17 protein-coding genes and 1 tRNA gene are annotated in these 22,958 nt (G+C 67.1%); 3 read left to right on the forward strand and 15 right to left on the reverse strand.

Annotation, left to right across the window (positions count from 1 at the left end):
* The first annotated feature begins 311 nt into the window (after window positions 1-311).
* A complete protein-coding gene (locus G6N66_RS17340) occupies window positions 312-1,232 on the forward strand; it encodes a cupin-like domain-containing protein (RefSeq protein WP_163645865.1) in 921 nt (306 codons plus the stop codon).
* Here the strand turns inward: G6N66_RS17340 and G6N66_RS17345 are convergent.
* The 5 genes from G6N66_RS17345 to G6N66_RS17380 form a co-directional block, all read right to left on the reverse strand.
* Window positions 1,217-1,369, reverse strand: a complete 153-nt coding sequence (locus G6N66_RS17345) for a hypothetical protein (RefSeq protein WP_163645866.1) — start codon at window positions 1,367-1,369, stop codon at window positions 1,217-1,219. The two genes, G6N66_RS17340 and G6N66_RS17345, sit on opposite strands and share 16 nt — an antisense overlap.
* Window positions 1,370-1,416: 47 nt before the next feature.
* The gene (locus G6N66_RS17350; RefSeq protein ID WP_085231293.1) at window positions 1,417-2,394 is read right to left on the reverse strand and encodes a hypothetical protein; all 978 of its coding nucleotides are present in this window, start codon (window positions 2,392-2,394) and stop codon (window positions 1,417-1,419) included.
* A 238-nt stretch (window positions 2,395-2,632) separates the two neighbouring features.
* Window positions 2,633-5,128, reverse strand: a complete 2,496-nt coding sequence (locus G6N66_RS30115; RefSeq protein ID WP_163645867.1) for a PE domain-containing protein — start codon at window positions 5,126-5,128, stop codon at window positions 2,633-2,635.
* Window positions 5,129-5,550: 422 nt separating this feature from the next.
* Window positions 5,551-7,959: a PE domain-containing protein gene (locus G6N66_RS30120; protein WP_179968285.1), complete on the reverse strand. Its 2,409-nt coding sequence runs from the start codon at window positions 7,957-7,959 to the stop codon at window positions 5,551-5,553.
* Between the two features lie 495 nt (window positions 7,960-8,454).
* Window positions 8,455-8,527 (reverse strand) — tRNA-Asn (locus tag G6N66_RS17380).
* 394 nt (window positions 8,528-8,921) lie between these two features.
* Here G6N66_RS17380 and G6N66_RS17385 point away from each other — a divergent pair.
* Window positions 8,922-9,191: a hypothetical protein gene (locus G6N66_RS17385; protein WP_085236588.1), complete on the forward strand. Its 270-nt coding sequence runs from the start codon at window positions 8,922-8,924 to the stop codon at window positions 9,189-9,191.
* Here the strand turns inward: G6N66_RS17385 and dnaG are convergent.
* From dnaG to G6N66_RS17400, 3 genes are read right to left on the reverse strand one after another with little or no spacing between them, the layout of a single operon-like run.
* Window positions 9,180-11,096 (reverse strand): DNA primase, encoded by a 1,917-nt coding sequence (gene dnaG / locus G6N66_RS17390; protein ID WP_085236587.1) that lies wholly within the window; start codon window positions 11,094-11,096, stop codon window positions 9,180-9,182. The genes G6N66_RS17385 and dnaG overlap by 12 nt on opposite strands.
* A gap of 45 nt (window positions 11,097-11,141) precedes the next feature.
* Entirely contained in the window at window positions 11,142-11,762 is a 621-nt protein-coding gene (gene sodC, locus G6N66_RS17395) for a superoxide dismutase[Cu-Zn] (RefSeq protein WP_085236585.1), read from the reverse strand.
* Between the two features lie 32 nt (window positions 11,763-11,794).
* Window positions 11,795-13,051: a deoxyguanosinetriphosphate triphosphohydrolase gene (locus tag G6N66_RS17400; protein ID WP_085236583.1), complete on the reverse strand. Its 1,257-nt coding sequence runs from the start codon at window positions 13,049-13,051 to the stop codon at window positions 11,795-11,797.
* Between the two features lie 66 nt (window positions 13,052-13,117).
* Here G6N66_RS17400 and G6N66_RS17405 point away from each other — a divergent pair, with 66 nt between their 5' ends.
* The gene (locus G6N66_RS17405) at window positions 13,118-15,097 is read left to right on the forward strand and encodes a TPM domain-containing protein (RefSeq protein ID WP_085236581.1); all 1,980 of its coding nucleotides are present in this window, start codon (window positions 13,118-13,120) and stop codon (window positions 15,095-15,097) included.
* 69 nt (window positions 15,098-15,166) lie between these two features.
* On the opposite strand, the gene G6N66_RS17410 is transcribed toward G6N66_RS17405, so the two are convergent.
* The 7 genes from G6N66_RS17410 to G6N66_RS17435 all read right to left on the reverse strand — a co-directional run bounded on the left by G6N66_RS17410 (window position 15,167) and on the right by G6N66_RS17435 (window position 22,935).
* Window positions 15,167-15,451: a WXG100 family type VII secretion target gene (locus tag G6N66_RS17410; protein ID WP_163645838.1), complete on the reverse strand. Its 285-nt coding sequence runs from the start codon at window positions 15,449-15,451 to the stop codon at window positions 15,167-15,169.
* Between the two features lie 48 nt (window positions 15,452-15,499).
* Window positions 15,500-15,793 carry a WXG100 family type VII secretion target gene (locus G6N66_RS17415; RefSeq protein WP_163645837.1) on the reverse strand — a complete coding sequence of 98 codons (294 nt, stop codon included), beginning with the start codon at window positions 15,791-15,793 and terminating at the stop codon, window positions 15,500-15,502.
* A 110-nt stretch (window positions 15,794-15,903) separates the two neighbouring features.
* Window positions 15,904-16,164 carry a hypothetical protein gene (locus G6N66_RS30280; RefSeq protein WP_139825447.1) on the reverse strand — a complete coding sequence of 87 codons (261 nt, stop codon included), beginning with the start codon at window positions 16,162-16,164 and terminating at the stop codon, window positions 15,904-15,906.
* Window positions 16,165-16,434: 270 nt separating this feature from the next.
* Complete coding sequence (locus G6N66_RS17420) at window positions 16,435-17,967, reverse strand: phospholipase C (RefSeq protein WP_085235380.1); 1,533 nt, start codon at window positions 17,965-17,967, stop codon at window positions 16,435-16,437.
* Window positions 17,968-18,295: 328 nt separating this feature from the next.
* The gene (locus G6N66_RS17425; RefSeq protein WP_085235433.1) at window positions 18,296-19,528 is read right to left on the reverse strand and encodes a PPE family protein; all 1,233 of its coding nucleotides are present in this window, start codon (window positions 19,526-19,528) and stop codon (window positions 18,296-18,298) included.
* A gap of 186 nt (window positions 19,529-19,714) precedes the next feature.
* Window positions 19,715-20,947 (reverse strand): PPE family protein, encoded by a 1,233-nt coding sequence (locus tag G6N66_RS17430; protein WP_085235434.1) that lies wholly within the window; start codon window positions 20,945-20,947, stop codon window positions 19,715-19,717.
* A 209-nt stretch (window positions 20,948-21,156) separates the two neighbouring features.
* Entirely contained in the window at window positions 21,157-22,935 is a 1,779-nt protein-coding gene (locus G6N66_RS17435) for a PPE family protein (protein ID WP_085235381.1), read from the reverse strand.
* Between the last annotated feature and the right edge of the window lie 23 nt (window positions 22,936-22,958).

The following is a 22,958-nucleotide window of genomic DNA, read 5'->3' on the forward strand; positions in this document are numbered from 1 at the left end:
CCAGCGGGGCGGCCCCAATCGCTGACGGCTGTTCCGCGCTTTTTGCGGTGACGGGCGAGCCGCCGATCCCCCGCGAATGTGCCCCGTCGGCGGCGGAGCCCGAACTTACGTTTGCACGCCAGCTCCGACGTTTAAGCCCACGGTTGGTTAAGTGATGGCACGATAAGGCCCGGACCAACGATAGGGCGCCCATGAGTTCGATGCTTAATCCGGCTGGGCAGCGTTCGGAAGCCATTCCCGACGCGTGGCGTCGCTGGGTTGCCGAGAACATTCTTCTCAACGTCGATGCGCGCGCCATCCTGGAGCGGTTGGTGGCCAACGGCTTCGCGCCGGCGCTGGCGCAACGCGAGATCGAGGAGGCGCGGCGCCATCCCTATATCGCCAGCGCCGCCGACATGCTGCAGAAGCACGGCAGCAAACGCAGCTGGTTTCTCGATACGCTCGCGCGGCTGGCGCGCGAGAGCAGCAGCTGGGGCACGGTCGAACATCGGACCACGATCACGGCCACTGACTTCTTCGATCACTACTACGCGCGCAACATACCCCTCGTGCTCGATGGTTACGTCTCCGACTGGCCCGCGACCCGGCTATGGACGCTGGACTATTTCGAGTCGCGGCTGGGCGACCGCGAGGTCGAGGTACAGACGAATCGCGATGCCGAGGCGAGCTACGAAATCAAGGGCCAGACGTTGAAGACGCTGATGACCCTGCGCGATTTCATCGCGATCATCCGCAGCAGCGCGGGCAACAACACCTACATGACGGCAAACAACGCGGAGCGCAATGCGACCGCTCTTGGACCGCTTGCAGACGACGTCCGCGCGCTCGAAGGCCTGCTCGAGCCCCCGGCCGCTGGAGCTCTGCCCGGAATGCTCTGGGTGGGGCCGGCGGGCACCATCACGCACCTTCACCACGACCTGACGAACAACCTCATGATCCAAATCGTGGGTCGCAAGGTCGTCAAGCTCATCTCCCCGCTCGATACGCCGAAGGTCTACAACCACCACCACGTCTACAGCGCGATCACCGACCTCGATGCTCCGATCGATGACGCGCAGTATCCCTTGTTCAAAGACGCCACAATCTTTACCGTGACGCTCAATCCCGGCGACGCGCTGTTCATCCCGATCGGTTGGTGGCATCACGTGCGCTCACTCGACGTCAGCGTCACGTTGACCTGCACGTCGTTCGTGCGAGCCAACGACTACCACTGCGCCTATCCCCGCGACTGAGCGGTTGCCTGGACGTCGACGCCGAAGACGACACCCCCGGCCCACCCGTCGGGCGACAGCCTGGTGATGTTCGACGGCCCGCAGCGAATGATGTCCTGCGCGACGGCAATTCGTGACGCGGCGCAGGCGCTCGGCATCCATCACCTCACGATCGCGAAAGCGGTTCCTCCGGGCCGGCCTGGGTTCAGGCTGAGGCTGCGGCCTCACCGCCGACGGTGACCGCGGGCGGCAGCTCCTCGAACGCGCTGAGATCGAAGAACAGCTTCGCCCGCTGCACCCTCGCCTCCGCCTGGTCGGGCGGCATCTGCTGGCCCATCACCGGCAGCAGTTGCTCCACCGTGCTGCCCCGCCTGAGGTTCTCGATGAGCCACGCGACCCACTCGTCGCCGGTCGTCAGCTTCTGCAGGGTCGGCAGGAGCGAGTCACCGAACATCCGCTGCGCGAGCACCTCGGTGATCACACCGTTCGCGCGGAAGTGCTCGACCACGGCGTGCTGCGCGTGGCGGACCGGCAGGAGGCGCACGGCGGGCGTGTCGACGAATCGAAGCGCGTGAGCGCTGTCGATCGCGGTGACCTCGGCGATGTTCGTCCCCGGGCCGGCCCAGGCGCCGTAGATCAGGTCGATGTCGGGCAGCGGGCCGTCGTGCGCGGCGAGGAATCGCGGCAAGTCGGTGTAGGCGGAGGCGTCGACCCCGCTCGCCTCGTAGGCATCGAGCGGTGGCAGCCAGCGGGTCTCGTTCATGAGGCTCCATGTGCGGCGGTCGAAGCACGAAAGCGGCCCGAACGAGATCACCTTGTCGGCACCGACAAGCGTGCCGTAGAGGATCGCGGCATAGGCCCCCATCGACTGCCCGATCATGGTGACCGAGGTGGCCCCCGCGCGGTCGACGGCGTCGCGCAGCGCCTCCGCGGTGGACGCCACGTCGTGGGAGATGCCCTCGATGCCGGCGAGGTACCACCGCATGCTCGGATCCCGCAGGAAGAGCTTGTTGAGCTTGCGGCCGGTGATGAGTTCGAGCTTCTTGAGGCGGTCCTGGAACTCGAACGCGGCCGGGGTCGTCGCCGGGTCGGCGTAGAACCCGAATGTGATGACGAGCGGCTTTCCGGGGCCGCTGAACTCCGCTGTCACGTTGCCGGTTTCGGACGGGACAAGATCGATCATGGCGGGATCCAGCGACAGGTCAGGGCGCCCTGGCTGGGACGCCGGGACACGGACCGGCCCGACGATACGGGGATCCGGGGCGGCTGACCACCGATGGAGCGCGATCTGTTGCGCGGTGCCCGCCGCGTCGCGCGGGTGAGGTGGACCCCCATGTTGTCGGTGTCGCCGACCTGGAAGCCGCATGTGGTTTTCTGGGTGAAGGGGCTCAAAGCATTCCGTGTAGCCGCGCTGCCGGCTTTTAGCTGATCACCCACAGCTGCCCGTTGCTGACGTAGATGTCGCCGGCTGCGGGGCCGGTGGGGCTGGCCGCCAGGGCCGGGGCGAACGGACCAATCGGGCTGTCGATGTTGATGGTGTCGATGACCAGGTTGGTGACTGGGTCGATCACTGTCACCGGGCCGTTGCTCTGGCTCCCGACCAAGATGTCGCCGGCAAAGGGGCCGGTGGTAGGAATCACCACGCTGGTAGAGGGGAGGGGATTCCCCATTTGAGTGGCAAGGGGGATCATGGCGGTGCCCTGGTTGGTGGCGGGATTGATCACCTGCACCTGGTTGGTGCCCGTGCCGCTGAAGTCGGTGACGTAAATGTCGCCAGAATGCGGTCCTGTGGGGCTGACCGCCACCGCACCCGGAAGACTATGGAGTGCACTACCGCTGATGGGTCCTGGAGACAGGGTGACGGTGGCGACGATGTCGTTGGCGGGATTGATCACAATCATTTCGGGCGTAAAGACCGGGGTGGTGCTGAAGGTCGTGTTCGAGCCCTCAACGTAGACGTAGCCGGCCGCAGGGCCGGTGGGGCTGACCGCGATCTGTTGTGGCCCGAAAGTTCCGGTGGGAATGGTGGCGACGATTTGGTTGGTGGCGGGGTTGATCACCTGCACCGCGGTGCCGCCGCCCAAGCCGAAGCTTTCTCCGGTGGCGTAGATGTAGCCGGCTTGGGGTCCGGTGGGGCTTACCGCCACCCAACTTGGGCCGGCAAACGGGGCGGTCGGGATGGTGTCGACGACCATGTTGGTGGCTGGGTTGATCACCTGCACGGCGCTCATGTTGTTGACGTTGTCGGTGACGTAGATGTAACCGGCTTCGGGGCCCGCCGGGCTGACCGCGATTCCAGTCGGGCTGGAGCCGATAGGAATGGTGGCGACGATGGCGTGGGTGGTGGGGTTGATCACCTGCACCTGATCGACGACACCGGACGGGGGGAAGCTCTCGTTGAAGACGTAGATGTCGCCGGCTTCGGGGCCGGTTGGGCTGACTGCTATCTGACCGATGCTGGTGATCCCAGTGTTGGTGACGGTCGGCGTCGGCGTCGGGGTCGGCGTCGGGGTCGGTGTCGGCGTTGGGGTCGGTGTCGGGGTCGGTGTCGGAGTCGGCGTCGGGGTTGGGGTTGGGGTCGGGGTTGGGGTTGGAGTCGGCGTCGGGGCCGGCGTCGGGGCGCCCAAGCCGCCGTGGCCACCGGCTGAAGCCGCCGTGCCGTCGAACGACGAGGCGAAGGCGCCGCCACCGCCACCGCCGCCGGCGCCATTGGTGGCGGTGCCGCTCAAGCCACCGATGGTGGTGCCGGTTTGGCCGGAGAAGGTGAAGGTCTGACCCGCGCCGCCGTCATGTGCCGGAGCGCCGCCGCCGCCACCGGCCGCGGCGGTAATCGGGGAAGAGCCGTTGGGGGTCACCGTGACCGCACCGCCCGCGCCCCCGGAGCCCGCGACACCGCCCGTGCCGGCGGCCCCACCATTACCGCCGCCACCACCGGCCGCGCTCAGGCCCGACCCGGCGACATCACCGCCGTTCGCGCCCCCACCTCCACCACCGGTCCCGCCGGGGTGCGCACCGTTGGCGACGCCGGTAGCGCCACTGCCCCCGGACACCGAAGCATTGTTAGCGTAGGCGGCCACACCTCCGGCGCCCCCGCCCCCGCCGCCGCCGCCATGGGTGCCACCGGTACCACCAGCACCACCATCGGCGGTCAGCGTGGCGGTGCTGCCTGTCGCCGTGGGGTAGGTCACGCTGGCATCGCCGCCCGCTCCGCCGGTGCCCCCGGTGCCCGCGACGCCACCACGACCACCCGCAGCACCACCAGCACCACCGCCACCACCACCGCCGGCCACCGCGGTCACCGCGTCACCAGTGGTCGTGGCAGACGCGTTGCCCCCGACACCGCCAGTGCCGCCGGCACCACCGTTACCGCCACGCCCGAATATCCCGCCGGCCCCACCGTTGCCGCCGGTGCCGCCGTTGCCCCCCTGCTGACCAGGCGCCCCGGCCTGCCCCGTGGTACCCGAGCCGCCGTTGCCGCCCCGGCCGATCAGCCACCCGCCATTGCCCCCGTTTTGCCCCGTACCAGGCGCCCCGTTCCTGCCGTTGCCGATAATCGGTCGCCCGGTCGCCGCCGCCACCGGGGAAAACACCGCCAAGGTTTGCGCACCCGACACCATCGCCGACAACGGCGAAGCCCCCGCCGCCTCGGCGGCCGCATACGCCCCACCCGCGCCACTAAGCGCCTGCACGAACTGGTTATGAAACCCCGCCGCCTGAGCACTGAGCACCTGAAAACCCCGCCCGTGCCCAGAAAACAGCGACGCGATCGCCGCCGACACCTCGTCCTCGCCAGCCGCGGTGACCGCCGTGGTCCGGGCCGCGGCCACCGAATTGGCCGCGCTCAGCAGCGAACCGATACCCGCCACATCTGCCGCCGCCGACGCCAACACCTCGCTGGTCACGATCACAAACGACATGGCAGTACTCCGATCCCGCCCCCCGCAAATTTGAGTTAGCTATGAAGAAGACCCAACACATACCACGAAGAGCAGCACCATTGTCGGCTTTGGCAATCTTTACGCCGCCGTCATCTATGACGTCCGGCGCTGCTTTCAAGTCAACCGCCCCGGGATGTCCGGAGACTCCATTTCTTGGAAAGGATGGAGTCATGTCGTCGGGTGGTCGAAGACGACCGCCCGAGCTCCGCGAACGGGCGGCGCGGATGGTGGCCAAGATCGGCGATCGGGACAAATCGGAATGGACGGCAATCACTGCAATCGACTGCCGCGGCGACCACCAGACTACGAAGGCACCAAGATGTCTGATGGCGAGACAACAGCCGATAGAAACAGGAACCGTTGTCCCCCAACGGGTCCGCGGGCGACATGCCGAACCCGCACTATTGAGGGATCACCGACACCGTGTTACCGCCGGAGTTGGCGACGTAGACCCAGCCGGCCTCGGGGCCGATGGTGCTGATCGCCACCCCGGCCGGGTCGGGGCCAACGTCGTAGGTCTGGAGGATGGCGGTGCCCGCAGGGTTCACGACGGCCAGCTCGCCAGGAGAACTAAAGTTAGTGACGTACACATCGCCGGTTACGGGGCTGACAGCCACGGCGCCCCCGCCGACAGGGAGAAGGTTGCCGGTGAAGGCGCCGGTGGGGTTGTCCACCATGAGTCCTCCCCTCGTGGAAACGTAGATGTAGCCGGCCTCAGGACCGGTGGGGCTGACCGCGATACCCATGTTGCCGCCGTCGCCGACATCGAAGCCGCCGGTGACTTGGGTGGTGACCGGATTGAACGAGTATCCGTGGTGTGCGGCGTTGTCGGCGAGGTAGATGGTTCCTGTGTTGCCGACCGTCACGTCAAACGTCGTGGTTTTGTTGAGAATGACGTCGGTGCCAAAGCCGCCGACCCGGACGGGCTGGTTGGTGTTCGGGTCGATCATGAGCATGTATCCGCCGGCTGCAGTCCCGGGGGCGGGGCCGGTGACGTAGACATCGCCGGCGGTGGCGCCAGTGGGACTGATCGCCACGCCGGTCGGTTGGTAGGCGTCGAGGGGGATGGTGTAGATGACCTTGTTGGTGTCGGGGCTGATCACGGACACCGTGCTCGCAACAATCGTCCCGTTGATGATGGAGTTACCGGTGTTGACGACGTAGATGTCGCCGGCCTCGGGGCCAGCGGGGCTGACCGCGACCCCGGTCGGTGTGTTGCCGACGTTGATGGTGCTGATGACTTGGTTGGTGTGTGGGTCGATCACCGACACCGTGTCGCTCCCCGAGTTGGTGACGTAGATGTCGCCGGTGATGGGGCTGACCGCCACCCCACTTGGTTTGGAGCCAACGGTGATTGACGTCGGTGTCGGTGTCGGCGTCGGCGTCGGGGTCGGCGTTGGTGTCGGGGTCGGCGTTGGTGTCGGGGTCGGCGTCGGGGTCGGGGTCGGTGTCGGTGTCGGGGTCGGTGTCGGCGTTGGGGTTGGCGTCGGGGTTGGGGCCGGGGTTGGGGTGCCGGAGCCGCCGTGGCCGCCGGCGGCAGCCGCGGTGCCATCAAACGACGAGGCAAACGCGCCGCCGCCGCCACCACCGCCGGCGCCATTGGTGGCGGCGCCGCTCAAGCCGCCGATGGTGGTGCCGGTTTGCCCGGAGAAGGTGAAGGTCTGACCTACGCCGCCGTCGTGTGTCGGCGCACCGCCACCGCCACCGGCCGCAGCGGTAATCGGGGAAGACCCACTGGGGGTCACCGTGACCGCGCCGCCCGCCCCCCCGGAGCCCGCGACACCACCCGTGCCCGCGGCCCCACCATTACCGCCGCCACCACCGGCCGCGCTCAAGCCCGACCCGGCGAGATCGCCGCCGTTCGCACCCCCACCTCCACCACCGGTCCCGCCGAGGTGAGTGCCGTTGGCGGCGCCGGTAGCGCCACTGCCCCCGGAAATGGAGGCGTTGTTGGCGTAGGCGGCCACACCACCGGCGCCCCCACCCCCGCCGCCACCACCATGGGTGCCGCCGGTACCACCAGCACCACCCTCGGCGGTCAACGTGGCAGTGCCGCCAGCCGCCGTCGGGTAGGTCACGCTGGCATCGCCGCCCGCCCCGCCGGTACCGCCGGTGCCCGCCACCCCACCGCGACCGCCGGCAGCACCACCAGCACCACCGCCACCACCACCACCGGCCACCGCGGTCACCGCGTCATCACCCGTAGTCGTCACAGACGCGCTGCCCCCGACACCGCCAGTGCCGCCGGCACCACCGTTACCGCCATGCCCGAAAATCCCGCCGGCCCCACCCTTGCCACCCGTGCCGCCGTTGCCGCCCTGCTGACCAGGCGCCCCGGCCTGCCCCGTGGTACCCGAGCCGCCGTTGCCGCCCCGACCGATCAGCCACCCGCCATTGCCCCCGTTTTGCCCCGTACCAGGCGCCCCATCCTTGCCGTTGCCGATAATCGGGCGCCCGGTCGCCGCCGCCACCGGGGAAAACACCGCCAAGGTCTGCGCACCCGACACCATCGCCGACAACGGCGAAGCACCCGCCGCCTCAGCGGCCGCATACGCCCCACCCGCGCCACTAAGCGCCTGCACGAACCGATTATGAAACCCCGCCGCCTGAGCACTGAGCACCTGAAAACCCCGCCCGTGCCCCGAAAACAGCGACGCGACCGCCGCCGACACCTCATCCCCACCAGCCGCGGTCACCGCCGTGGTCCGCGCCGCAGCCACCGAATTAGCCGCGCTCAGCAGCGAACCAATACCCGCCACATCTGCCGCCGCCGACGCCAACACCTCGCTGGTCACGATCACAAACGACATGGCAGTACTCCGATCCCGCCCCCCGCAAATTTGAGTTAGCTATGAAGAAGACCCAACACATACCACGAAGACCAGCACCATTGTCGACTTTGGCAATCTTTACACCGCCGACAAATATGACGCCCAGCGCTGCTTCGGGGTTCGGTACCGATTAGCGTTCTTCGCCGCGCCAGTGATCGCCGCACTGCTGGCAGTCTTTTGACGTTGACGCTTCAACACACAGAAGATACTGAAACACCAAGCGAAACAATCGGTTTCACATCGGCAGTGCGGGCCGACGAATCGTCTAGTCCCCCGCGTCCACGACGCAAGCATCCGCCGCCGGCCGGCCACACCCGCAATCCGAAGCCCTCGTGGGGCATTCGAGACCTTCGTAGAAGGAGGTCCGGGACCGATCGATCCGAATCGATCACCTCGACACCGCTTTCCGGGCGGCCCAAGATGCGCAGACAACCTTGCGTGGAAGGTGCGGTGCGAACGAATGCCCAGACCTTGCTCCCCCGGGTGGACTCGAACCACCAACCCTTCGGTTAACAGCCGAATGCTCTGCCAATTGAGCTACAGGGGATTAACCCGATCGCGGGACGACTCTAGCGTACCGGCAGACGCGCGCCTAACGGGGCGGGTCTCCACGATCGGGATTGCCAACTGCGGATCTCGTCCCGGGCGAGACCGCGGGCGCGCAGGCGCAACATCGCCAACTGTTTATCGAGCTAATGCGGCTTCGTCGAGCGTAACCGGGCTGCGAGAATCCGCGACGGAAGTCGCGGCCACGTTACGCTCGTGGACCCGACAAGCTAGGCCACCACCAGCCCGTTCATCCGGTGATGGTTCCCTTCGTCACCGCCGCTCCCAGACCCTCCTCCGCCACCCCGAGCGGCCGACGCCCACCTGCCGCCGCGCGCCGACCGGACCCCGTGAGGCAGGATGGAGCGAGCCGCGCCTAGTCGGGAGGGACCGATTTGATTGGGTATGTCGCCGTTCTCGGAGTGGGTTACGTTCTGGGCACCAAGGCTGGACGCCACCGCTATGAGCAGATCGTCGGCACCTGTCGCGCACTGACCAGCAGCCCGCTGGCCAAGTCGGTGATCGAGCGGGGGCGCAGGGAAATCGCGAACCGGATCTCCCCCGATACCGGGTTCGTCACCCTCGCCGAGATCGACAACCAGACCGAGGTCGTCGCCCAGCCGGTCGAGCGCGCCGAGCCACAGAACAGCGCCTCACGCGGTTAGATCGTCGCCGCTGGCCTGCTCCAGCAGGCTGCGTCGGTAGGCCTCCATGGCGACCAGGTCGCCGAACAGCTGGTGATATTCGTCGCCCTGCTCGATCGGCGACATGCGTTGCAGCTTGGACTTCACCTCGGCGATCTGCCGACCCATCCACACCTCTTGCAAACGCGCCAGCACCCCGCCGATGTAGCGCGGCAGCTTCTCGTCGTCGACCTGGATCGCCTCCACCCCCAGCTCGTTGACCAGGCCGGCGGTCAGCGCGGACGCCGTCTGCTGGCGCACCGCGTCGATCCACTGCGCCCCGGTGAGGCCGGCCGACGTGCCGCCCGCCGCGTCGATGGCGGCACGCACCGCCGCGTAGCCGGGGTGGGTGAAACTCTCGACGGTCAACGCGTCGAACACCGGGCCGGCCAGCGCCGGGTACTGCAGCGCCGATTTGAGCGCCTCGCGCTGCGGCCACAACGTCGGATCGCGCGGATCGGGACGGGGCACCGCGGGCTCGGCCGGCCGCGCACTCGGCGCTTGCTCGACGCGCGCACCGCGGCGTCTGCCGCGTTCCGGGGCGCCGCGGCGGGTTGCCTCCTCCCGGACGCGGGTCAGCACCTGCCCCTCGTCCGACCAGCCGGTCCAGCCCGCCAGACGTCGCGCGTATTCATCGCGCAACGCGTAGTCCCGGATCCGCGCGACCAGGGGAACACAGCGGCGCAGCGCATCCACTCGCGCCTGGGGATCGTCGTCGAGGACCGCTCCGTCGGGAATCAAACTGCGGATGGCGAATTCGAACATCGGCTTGCGCCGCGCCACCAGATCCCGCAACGCGTTGTCGCCGGCGCTGAGCCGCAGCTCGCAGGGATCCATGCCGTCGGCGGCGACGGCGACGAACGACTTCCCCGCGACCTGCTGGTCGCCGTCGAACGCCTTGAGGGCCGCCGCCTGCCCCGCCTGGTCACCGTCGAAGACAAAGATCAGTTCGCCGCGATACCAGTTGTCGTCCATCATCAATCGGCGCAGCATCGCCAGGTGGTCGTCGCCGAAGGCGGTCCCACACGAGGCCACCGCGGTGGTGACCCCGGCCAGGTGCATCGCCATCACGTCGGTGTAGCCCTCGACGACAACCGCCTGATGCCCCTTGGCGATATCGCGTTTGGCCAAGTCGATGCCGAACATCACCGACGACTTCTTGTACAGCTGCGTCTCGGGCGTGTTGACGTACTTGGCTTCCATCGGGTCGTCGTCGAACAGCCGCCGCGCCCCGAACCCGATCACCTCGCCGGACGCGGTGCGGATCGGCCACAGCAGCCGCCGGTGGAAACGGTCCATCGGACCGCGCCGCCCCTCGCGGGACAGGCCGGCGGCCTCCAGCTCCTTGAACTCAAAACCCTTGCGCTGCAAATGCTTTGTCAGCTTGTCCCAGCCCGACGGCGCGAACCCGCAGCCGAAATGACGCGCGGCCTCGGCGTCGAAGTTGCGCTCGGTGAGGTACTTGCGGGCCGGGGCCGCCTCGTCGGACTCCAGCTCGGCGGCGTAGAACTCCGCCGCGGCCGCGTTGGCCGCGATGAGCCGGCTGCGGCTGCCGCGGTCGCGCTGCACGCTGGTGGCCGCACCGGTGTAGGTGATGGTGTGACCGATGCGGTCGGCGAGCAGCTCAACCGCCTCGACGAAGCTGACGTGCTCGATCTTCTGGACGAACGCGTAGACGTCGCCGCCCTCGCCGCACCCGAAGCAGTGGAAGTGGCCATGGTTGGGCCGGACGTGAAACGACGGTGACTTCTCGTTGTGGAAGGGGCACAGGCCTTTCAGCGAATCCGCGCCGGCGCGCCGCAACTGCACGTAGTCACCGACGACCTCTTCGATGCGGACCCGCTCGCGGATGGTGGCGATATCGCGATCGGAGATCCGCCCAGCCATCGGCACAGTCTAAAGCGCGGACGCGACAGCGATCCGGCAGTCCGGCTAGCTGGTGTTGATGACCCCGCACGCGATGCGTTGCTCCGACATCCCGGCCATGCCGCCGTCTTCGGTGCCGTGCAGCATCAAAGCGGTCTTGTTACCGGCCAGCAGATCGTCTCGGGTGAAGGCGTCGGTGGTGGTGACCAGGTAGGCCGAACCGTCTGAGCGCACCTCAAGCGAGGTCAGGTCGCCGCTTTCCGGCTTCCCGGTGTGTCCGGGCGCCTGGTAGTGGCCGCCGGCGGACAAGAAGTTGCCGGGCGGACCGCCGGCCGGGGCGACCGAGTTGGGCTCGCACTTGCCGATTTCGTGAATGTGCATGCCGTGGAAACCGGGCGCCAAAATGCCGGGGGCCACGGTTTTTACCGTGACGGTCACGTAGCCGCCGGTGAAGTCGAACGTCGCCGTGGCCGCGGACTTGCCGTCGGGCGTTTTCAGTTCCGCGGTGAGCGATCCGGCGCCGGGCGCCGAGCTGACCGACGCCGCGGTGGTCGTCGCGGCCGGGAAGCCGCTCTGGACGGCGGGGGTGGTGCCCGGCTGGGTGCTGGCATGCTGGGGGGAACTACACGCGGTGATAGCCACAACGGGGAACGACACCAATGTTGCAACGGCGGTGAGTTTGGTCATGAGGGGCAGCCTAATCCGCGTCGCCGACGGGCCTACCGCGCGGGCGCGATGCGCTCCAACCGACCTTCGGTATACGAGGCGATCTGGTCGATCACGACGCGCAACCGGGCTCCGTCGTCGGCGGCGGCGATGAATGCCGCGGCGAAAACCGGGTCGAGCGTTCCGGGCGCCCCGGCGTAGAGCCACTGCGCCACCCGGTGAATGCGTTCGCGCTGCCGCGCCTGGGTTTCCAGATGCCGCGGATCGGACATGATGAACTGCAGCGCCAGGATTTTCAGCACCGCGACCTCGGCCCGCACCAGGTCGGGCACCTGCAGGTCGGCCTGGTAGCGCACCAGCGGGCCCGGCCCGGCCGCCGCCCGCGTGGTCGCGATGGCGGCTGAGGCGAACCGGCCGACCAGCTCGCTGGTCAACTGCTTGAGCGCGACCGACGCGGCGAGCGTGGCGTCGTACTTGCCGACCGCGGCGACTACCGGCAGCCCCGACAGCCTCTGCGCCGCCTGGACCAACTCGTCGGCACTCACCCGGGAGAATTCGCTCTCCCCCAGCTTGGCCAGGGCGGCCGCGTCATCGGGGTCGGCAAGCACCCGCAGGTCGATGCGTTCGGAGACGACGCCGTCCTCGACGTCGTGCACCGAGTAGGCGACGTCGTCGGCCCAGTCCATCACCTGCGCCTCCAGGCACGTACGGTGCGCCGGCGCACCCGCACGCACCCAGGCAGCCGCCTCGTTGTCCTCGTCGTAGAACCCGAATTTGCGTTGCCCCGCTTCGCGGGTCCACGGATATTTGGTCACCGCGTCCAGCGACGCTCGAGTCAAATTCAATCCCGCGCTATTTCCTTGTCCGTCAAGCACTTTGGGTTCGAGACTGGTCAAGATTCGGAAATTCTGCGCGTTGCCCTCGAAACCCCCGCAGGCGGCCCCGACCTCGTTGAGCGCCCTTTCGCCGTTGTGCCCATACGGCGGGTGGCCAATGTCGTGGGCCAGGCCGGCCAACTCGACCAGATCGAGGTCACAGCCGAGTCCGATCGCCATCCCACGCCCGATCTGCGCCACCTCCAGCGAGTGCGTCAACCGGGTGCGCGGGGTGTCGCCCTCGCGGGGCCCGACGACCTGCGTCTTGTCCGCCAGCCTGCGCAGCGCCGCGCTGTGCAGCACCCGGGCCCGATCCCGGGCGAAGTCGGTGCGGTGCTGGCCTTCGGTGCCGGGCAGACCCGCGGTCTTGGGCGCTTCGAGCACGCGTCGGTCGCGGTCGAAGTCGTCGTAGGGGTCGTGCTGATTCGTGCTCACGTCTTAGTCACCGCAGCACAGTCTGCCAGGACCGGGCCGGCAAGTCGCAGGGCTAAATTAGCCACCATGCGCATCGCTCGCTGGTGCGGCGTATTCCTCGCCGTCGTGACCGCCGGGCTGCTGCTCGCGCCGCCCGCCGACGCGCAGCCCCCGTTCCGGTTGCCCGGATACGTCACCGACAACGCCGGCCTGCTGTCGGATTCCGGTCGCGCCGCGGTGACGTCCGCCGTCGACAGGCTCTACAGCGATCACCGCATCCGGCTGTGGGTGGTCTACGTCGACAACTTCTCCGGGCTGACCGCGGCGGATTGGGCCAAACGCACGATCACCATCAGCGACCTGGGTAACAGCGACGCCGTGCTGGCGGTGTCCGGCACTGAGCGCGCCTATGCGTTCTTGGTGCCGTCGAGCCTCCGGAACGTCACCGAACGTCAAATCGACGACCTGCGCCGCACGCGGATTGAACCGGCGCTCCGCAACGGCGACTGGAGTGGCGCCGCCATCGCCGCGGCCAACGGCCTCAACAGGACACCCGGTTACACCGGCCGGATAGTGCTGCTGGCAATTCTGGCCGGCATCGTGCTCGCCGTCGTGCTCTTGCTGCTCGTCATGCGCCGCCGCGCCCGCCGGCGGCGTGCGGCCGCGCTGGCCGCCGCGCGGCGCGTCGATCCGACCGACGCGAACGCGCTGGCCACCGTCGGGCCGCAGGCCCTCGACGACCTGTCGCGGTCGATGGTGGTCGACGTCGACAATGCGCTACGCACCAGCACCAACGAGCTCGCACTGGCGATCGACGAGTTCGGCGACGAGCGGACCCAACCATTCACCGATGCGGTGAACACCGCCAAAGCGGCTCTCGCCCAAGCGTTCACCGTGCGCCAGCAACTCGACGACGCCACGCCCGAGACCCCCGCGCAGCGCCGCGAACTGCTCACCGAGGTGATCGTGTCGGCGGCGCGAGCCGACCGCGAGCTCGAGTCGCAGACCGACGCGTTCGAGAAGCTGCGGGATCTGGTGATCAACGCACCGTCCCGGCTCGACGGGCTGACCCAGCAGTACGTCGAACTGACAAGCCGCATCGGCCCGGCGCACCAGCGAATGGCCGAGCTGCACAACGAATTCGACGATGCGGCGTTGAGCTCGGTCGCCGGCAACGTCACCGGCGCGGGTGAGCGGTTGGCTTTCGCCGAGCGCAACATCGGCGCGGCGCGCGATCTCGCCGGGCGGGCGGAGAGCGGAAAGCAGACCGGATTGGTGGATGCTTTCCATGCCGCCGAGTCGGCGCTCGGACAAGCGCGTTCACTGCTCGACGCCGTGGACACCGCGGCCGGCGACATCCGGCACGCCATCGCCACCCTGCCCTCGACCCTGGCCGATATCCAGGCGACCATCGGTCGCGCCGACGAGCAAGTGCGGCGCACACCGAAATCTCGGTCTGCCCGCGTCAAGGAACTGACGGCGGCGCGCGATGAGGCCGTCAGCGCCGCCGAAAACGCCCGCGGCAGCACCGACCCCCTGGGCGCATTCTTCAGGTTGACCAAGGCCGACGCGGAGCTGACCCGGCGACTGGCCGCCCTGGCCGACGAACAGGCGACGGCCGAGCGACTCACCCGCGCCTACGAGCAGGCGCTGTTCACCGCGGAATCGCGCGTACGGGCAGTGTCGGACTACATCGACACCCGTCGCGGCAGCATCGGGCCGGAGGCCCGGACCCGCCTGGCCGAAGCCAAAAGACGACTGCAAGCCGCGCATGACAAGCGGACAACCGACCTGATCGAGGCGACTGCCTACGCCAACGGGGCTTCAGCCTGGGCCGCCAATGCCCAGTCATTGGCCAATGCCGACGTGCAGTCGGCCCAACGCGGGTACGGCCGCAGGGGCGGGGCCGGCGGCAACGACACCGGCGCGCTGATCGGCGGGATCATTATCAGCGATTTGCTCAGGGGAGGTACCCGGGGCGGATTGGGCGGATGGATCCCCACATCATTCGGTGGCTCGTCAAGCTCGTCGGGTGGCGGCTTCATGGGCGGCGGCGGGCGGTTCTGACCCGCCACCCCCGCAACGCAAAACACCCGCCCACGGTTTCCCGTGGGCGGGTGCTTTAGCGAACTGCAATCAGGCCCAGCTGGACCCGACGGCGCTGTCCGTGCTGGCCATGTTGCTGCTGGCCGACTGCACCTTGGCACCGTGCTGGTTGGCCTGCTCGTAGATCACCTGGAAGTTGCGACCCAACTGGGTGATGAACTCCTGGCAAGCCACCGAACCGGCGCCACCCCAGAAGTCACCGGCAGCCAGCACATCGCGAACGATGGCCTGGTGCTCGGCCTCCAACGAGGCAGCCTGCGCGCGGATCAGCGCGCCGTGGGCGTCAACATCGCCGAACTGGTAATTGATGCTCATTCTTACGTCCTCCTAAGTCGAATGTTTGTGGGATGCAGCAGTTTTGGACTAGCTGCTGAGGATCTGCTGCGAGGCCTGCTCTTGGGTCTCGTAGTTGTTCGCGTCGCGGACCAGACCGTCACGCACGCCGTGCAGCATGTTCACGATGTTGTTGAAGGCCTGGTTCATCTGGCCCATCGTGTCGTAAGAGGTCGCCTGAGCCGTACCGCTCCAGGAAGCCCCGGCGATGTTCTGCGAGGACGCCCACATCTTGCGAGCCTCGTCAGACACCGTCTGAGCGTGCATCTCGAAACGGCCAGCCATCGCCCGCATAGCGTGCGGGTCGGTCATGAAGCGTGCCATGTTTAGTCTCCTTGTCAGTAGAAACTTGTCGTATGAGTTAGCCGCCGTGATCACCGGCTACGGCAGAGCCGAAGCCACCAATCACGATCAGGAACAGCGCTAGTTTCCTCTCAACCAGCCGCTGGAGAATGCGGGATTACGCTGCTGCTTCGCGGCATGTCGAAGCGAGGTTCGGCCTCGGCTTCCCACTCGCTCCACTCTCTCCACTCGTCCCATTCATCCATGTCTTCAGGGGTCGCGTCAGTTTGGGCGCCGTCGACCGCCATAGCGTCGGGCTCAGAGCCTTCCTCCGGCTCTGGAGCCCATGGATCGTAGTCTTCCGGTGGCACCGCAACGCCCCAGCTGAGCGGTACCGACAACGCACCGAGCATGCCCGAGTGGGCCCGTCTTGCCGACACTGCGTCGTCCGGCAACGGCGAACCTAAAGGCAAGAGCACGTTGTCCCCTTCCAACTGCCGATCCCAAAGGGTCAGGCTCAGCGGCAAACATTCACCACTAAGCACTTCGCATCGTAAGCCAAACCCCGCGCCTATGTCGCCAAATCGGCGCCCTAAATTTTTTAAGACAACGCGCAGTGTCATAACACGAGGGCGACGTGGGGGCCGGACCACCGGGTTTGCCGGTCCGCCGCGGGCTTCGGATCAGCAGAGACCGCTGGGTTTCGGGCGGGCCGGCCCGGTTTCCTGGGTGGGCATGGCTTGCGGGTAAGGCACTCGATACGGCACTGCCGCCTTCGCGATCGTGCCGAGAGCCACGTTGGGAATGCACTGGGCGAGCTTGGGCAGCGCGGCCAGCGCCGGGTGACGCAGGTTGGGCGGCGACGGGTCGGGCGGCACCGCGAAGTTGAACGCGGAGGTCATGTCGCCGACCGTGCTGTTGCGCCAGGCGCTGATATTGGGAACCGGCACATTAAATCGTCGCGAGATGAATTTCAGCGTCGAGGTGTGGTCGAAGACTTCGCTGGCCTTGAGCGGGCCGCGGCTGTACGGCGAAATGACGAAGCAGGGCACGCGGAAGCCCAGGCCGATCGGCCCTCGGATGCCGCCGGAGCCGGGCACCGCGTTGATGTCGGGAACGGTGACGTATTCGCCGGGCGTGCCGGGCGGCGGGGTCGGCGGCGTGACGTGGTCGAAGAAGCCGCCGTTTTCGTCGTAGTTGACGATCAGTGCCGTCTTTTCCCACACCGCCGGATTGGACAGTAACATCCGCAATACGTCCACAATGGCCGCGGCGCCGACCGCGACCGGCAGCGACGGGTGTTCCGAGAACTGGAATCCCGGCAGCACCCAGGAAACCGCCGGCAGCCTGTTGGCTCGGATGTCGGCGGCGAAGGTGCCGGGAAAGGTGGGGGCGATGCCGTTGCGGGCCAGGTTAGATCGGGGGTCTCCGGCCTGTTTGAAGTCGTTGATGAGCCCGTTGTAGCCGATGACGGTGTTATTCAGGGCGCCGAGCACCTTGTTTTGGTAGACCTTCCAGCTGACGCCGGCGTCGTCGAGGTTCTCCGGCATGATGCGCCAGCTGTAGTGCTGCAGCGGTTGGATTTCGGGCTCCACCAACACCGGTCCGCCGTGGGTGCCGTCGGGGTCGATCCAGGCGCTCATCCAATATAGCCGGTTGGGTGTGGTGCCACCCAGCAGCGAGCAATGGTAGTGGTCGCAGATGGTGAAGGCGTCGGCCAGCAGGTAGTGGATCGGGAGGTCGTTGCGGGTGTAGTAGCCCATCGGCGCCGGAACATTGCCTTGAATCGGGCTGTTCGACACCTGTGCCGGCAGCCAGCCGTCGTTGGCACCGTTGTTCCACGAATGGTGCATGGCGATCCAGGCGTGGTCCGGATCCTGCACGCATTCGCCGTCCAGCAGGGGGCCCCGGGTGGTGTCGAAGCGGAACGGGATGGTGACGCCGGCGGGGTCGATGCGCTGCGTCGCCGGATTCCAGCCCTTCTGCTGGAACAGCGGCGACGGGGTATTGAAACCCTCGGTGGCCGACAGCGTGCCGAAATAATGATCGAATGACCGGTTCTCCTGCATCAACAACACAATGTGTTCGATGTCGTTCAAATGTCCGGGACACGGTCCGGCCCCGTAGGCTTTTTCGATTACCGGGCCCGCCAAATCCAGCAAAGCTCCGGTACTGCTGGCGGCAGCGGCTTTAGCCAGAAATTGTCGACGGGTCATTCCGTCGACGGGGTGTCGGCCAGCCACGTCCCTCCTTGCCCGCCTCCTGACGCAGTTCCACATCACGGTACGGTTATGACGGCGACGAGCCCGGGTACTCAGACCGGCGTGTCGTGCCCGGATTTCACAAACCGATAGGGAATGACTGGCCCGTCGGAAGTTTCGTTTCCATCATCGGCAGCAAACCGCACCCTCGGTTGGCGCGAATCGACCTACACCGCCGACGGTAATGGACACGAATTCGTAGCCAAATCGAATATGGCCGATAATTAGTAAACTAATTCGGCGCGTGGGCCGTGCCTGAGCCCAAGACGAAGGCCGGCTACCGTCAGATGCCGGTGCGGGGGACGACGCTGGGGCGGTTTTGCACCACATGCGGGCTGGCGCCGCCGCGGCCCATCATGCCGCCCGGCATGCCCGCGCCCGCACCTCCCATACCCATGGGCATCGGCATCGGCGTCATCCCACCGGCGCCCTGAGCCGCACCGGCCATCGCCGCGGCGGCATTGGGCATCGCACCCATCCCCGACATCGCCGAACTGACCATCCGCGCCGGCATCGACCCCTGCCACGTCGGGGGCACCGACATCGCACCCACCAACCGCGCCTTACCCAAATCCGCGCCCATGCCCGCGCCCAGACCCCCAGCACCACCAAAAGGCTTGAGATCGGGAACCGCATTACCCACAAACTTCGTCGCATCACCGGCCAACGCCGCGGCATTAGCCCCAGCCAAACCCGCCGTGGCAGCCCCACTGCTATTAGCCATCTGCGCGATGCTCATCAACGGCGAAATCGCCATACTCGCCGGATACATCGCAATCTGCGCCACCGACGTCAACGGCGACAACCCCGACGCCGCCGACTCCACCGCCGACAACGCCGCCGACGGATTCGACACCGCCGAACTCACCACCGAGGCCACATTCGTCAACGTCGAGGTCACCGACGAACCCACCGACGAACCCAACGACGACAACGCCGCGGTGGCCTGCGACTCCAACGACGACACCCACCCGGTCAACCCCGCCAAACTCAACGGCGGAACATCAAACTGCGCCAACGTCGACGCCACCGACGCCGACGTCGAGTGATACCCCAACATCGCGGCCACATCAGCAGCCCACATCTCCACATACGTGAACTCCGTGGCCGCGATCGCCGGAGCATTAAGCCCAAAAAAGTTCGTCGCGATCAACGTCGCCAACGTCGTACGATTCGCCGTCACCGCCGCCGGATGCACCGTCGCCGCCAACGCCGTCTCAAACGCCGCCGCCGCCGCACGCGCCTGCGCAGCCGCCAACGCCGCCTTACCCGCCGCCGCCGTCAACCACGCCACATACGGCGCCGCCGCAGCCGCCATCGACGCCGACGCCGGACCCGCCCACGGCCCCGACGTCAACCCCACAATCACCGAATCAAACGACGACGCCGACGCCGACAAATCCTGCGCCAACCCATCCCACGCCGTCGCGGCCACATGCAACGGCCCCGACCCCGCACCAGCAAAAATCCGCGCCGAATTAATCTCCGGCGGCAACCAAGCAAAATCCAAAACCATCACAACCCCAACCGGCCGAGGAGCTACCCACGCGCGAGTATCACTGCTGCCGGATAGTAAGCCAACCGGGCCGAAAAATCCGCACTTTCACAAAACCGCGAGGCTTCTGACGTGTGATATTTGCCTGCGGGACGGGAAAGTTACCAACTTTGCCGTGTTCGAGGGGTGGACATTGCCGAAGCGCTGTCAGACGCCGGTGCGGGGGACGACGCTGGGGCGGTTTTGCACCACATGCGGGCTGGCGCCGCCGCGGCCCATCATGCCGCCCGGCATGCCCGCGCCCGCACCTCCCATACCCATGGGCATCGGCATCGGCGTCATCCCACCGGCGCCCTGAGCCGCACCGGCCATCGCCGCGGCGGCATTGGGCATCGCACCCATCCCCGACATCGCCGAACTGACCATCCGCGCCGGCATCGACCCCTGCCACGTCGGGGGCACCGACATCGCACCCACCAACCGCGCCTTACCCAAATCCGCGCCCATGCCCGCGCCCAGACCCCCAGCACCACCAAAAGGCTTGAGATCGGGAACCGCATTACCCACAAACTTCGTCGCATCACCGGCCAACGCCGCGGCATTAGCCCCAGCCAAACCCGCCGTGGCAGCCCCACTGCTATTAGCCATCTGCGCGATGCTCATCAACGGCGAAATCGCCATACTCGCCGGATACATCGCAATCTGCGCCACCGACGTCAACGGCGACAACCCCGACGCCGCCGACTCCACCGCCGACAACGCCGCCGACGGATTCGACACCGCCGAACTCACCACCGAGGCCACATTCGTCAACGTCGAGGTCACCGACGAACCCACCGACGAACCCAACGACGACAACGCCGCGGTGGCCTGCGACTCCAACGACGACACCCACCCGGTCAACCCCGCCAAACTCAACGGCGGAACATCAAACTGCGCCAACGTCGACGCCACCGACGCCGACGTCGAGTGATACCCCAACATCGCGGCCACATCAGCAGCCCACATCTCCACATACGTGAACTCCGTGGCCGCGATCGCCGGAGCATTAAGCCCAAAAAAGTTCGTCGCGATCAACGTCGCCAACGTCGTACGATTCGCCGTCACCGCCGCCGGATGCACCGTCGCCGCCAACGCCGTCTCAAACGCCGCCGCCGCCGCACGCGCCTGCGCAGCCGCCAACGCCGCCTTACCCGCCGCCGCCGTCAACCACGCCACATACGGCGCCGCCGCAGCCGCCATCGACGCCGACGCCGGACCCGCCCACGGCCCCGACGTCAACCCCACAATCACCGAATCAAACGACGACGCCGACGCCGACAAATCCTGCGCCAACCCATCCCACGCCGTCGCGGCCACATGCAACGGCCCCGACCCCGCACCAGCAAAAATCCGCGCCGAATTAATCTCCGGCGGCAACCGAGCAAAATCCAAAACCATCACAACCCCAACCGAGCCAGCCGCCTGCGCGGCGCCGCCAACAGGACATCCCGACTGTCACGCGCAACGTCCCCCCGCGTGACAAACCCCACTGCCGGATCGTATGTCAATCCCGGCCAAAAATCCCGTGGTTTCACCGAACGTGTTGGACCGATCCGGCAAACCGCGGTCGCGGCTTCGCGCCGGCGGGACTCGCCCGCCCCGTGCCGTTAGAAAAGGTTGTGGAAGACACCGGAAAGCCCGTCGCCGCTGTTGCCCACGCCCGAGCTGCCGCTGCCGGAGATGAAATAGCCCGAACTCGCCACCCCCGCGACGAAGAAGCCGGTGTCGTTGATCGCCGCGTTGGTGTAGCCCGAATTGCCGATGCCCGCGTTGCGGACTCCCGAGTTTCCCGGCATGGCATCGGTGGTGCTGGTGTTGACCAGACCGGAGTTGCCGAAGCCGGAATTCTGGAAGCCGGAGTTTCCGCTGCCGTCGGGGTTGTTTTGACCGATGCCGGAGTTGTTCGTGCCGTCGTTGAAGAATCCGGAATTCAGGACGGCTTGGGTCGTCGGGCTGAAAAATCCGGTGTTGAGCTTCCCCGCGTTGAACCCGCCGGTGTTGATATCGCCCGCGTTCGCGAAACCGGTGTTGGTGTCGCCCGCATTCCATAGGCCGGTATTGACCTCGCCGGCATTGAAGAATCCGGAATTGCCGTCGCCCGCGTTCGCGTAGCCCCAGTTTCGCGAACCGGCGTTGAAGGCGCCCCAATTCGTGCTGCCGCCGTCGAAACTGCCGGTGTTTCCGCTGCCGCCGTTTGCGAGGCCGGTGTTGGTGTTACCGCCGTTCCAGAAGCCGGTGTTGACGTCGCCGGCGTTGCCGAAGCCGAAGTTGCCGCTGCCCGCGTTCCCGATTCCCACGTTGTGGCTACCCGAGTTGAAAAAGCCGACGTTGCCGTTGCCGGAGTTACCGAATCCGATGTTGCCGGTGCCGGAGTTCAGATGGATGCCGATCTGGCCGTTGCCGGTGACGCCGATGCCGATGTTGTCATTGCCGGAGTTCCCGAAGCCGACGTTGCCGCTGCCGCTGTTCCCGAACCCGACATTGTTGCTGCCGGTATTTCCGCCGCCCAAGTTGAGATCGCCGTGATTTCCTCCGCCGAAGTTCTTGTCGCCGATATTGCCGCTGCCCAGGTTGAAGCTGCCGACATTGCCGCTGCCGAGGTTGAACTCGCCGTTCTTGTTGCCGCTGCCCAGGTTGGCTTCGCCGATGTTGCCGCTGCCCAGGTTGAAGCTGCCGACATTGCCGCTACCCAGATTGGCCTGGCCGGCCTTGTTGCCGCTGCCCAGGTTGGCCTGGCCGATGTTGCCGCTGCCCAGATTGAGGTCACCGATGTTGCCGCTGCCCAGATTGAGATCACCGCGGTTTCCGCTGCCCGGGTTGAAGCTGCCGATATTGCCAAGGCCCAGGTTGAGGCCGCCGGCGTTGCCGATGCTCGCGGCGTGCCAGGGCGTGAGCTGCGCGGCTAACGCCGAGACCGCCGAGTGATAACCCGCCATCGCGCTGACATCGGCGGCCCACATCTGCTCGTACTGGCCCTCCACCGCCGCGATCGCCGCGGCGTTCTGCCCGAACAGATTCGACACCACCAACTTCACCAACACGCCGCGATTCGCCGACACCGTCACCGGATGCACCATGGCCGCCCGCGCCGCCTCGAACGCCCCGGCCACCGCTTTGACCTGCGCCGCCGTCTCCGCGGCCTGCGACGCCGCCGCGCTCAACCACCCGGCGTACGGCCGCGCGGCGGCCATCATCGCCGCCGACGCACTCCCGCGCCATCCCTGGCCCGCCAGATCGGACGTCACCGAGGCAAACGAATCCGCCGCCGAACCCAACTCCGCCGCCAGCCCGTCCCACGCCGCCGCAGCCGCCAGCGTCGGACCCGAACCCGCGCCCGAAAACATCCGCAGCGAATTGATCTCCGGCGGCAACACCGAAAAATTCATCAGCGCCCCTTCCGCACCCGATG

It is taken from the genome of Mycobacterium conspicuum (genome assembly GCF_010730195.1).
Taxonomy (GTDB): domain Bacteria; phylum Actinomycetota; class Actinomycetes; order Mycobacteriales; family Mycobacteriaceae; genus Mycobacterium; species Mycobacterium conspicuum.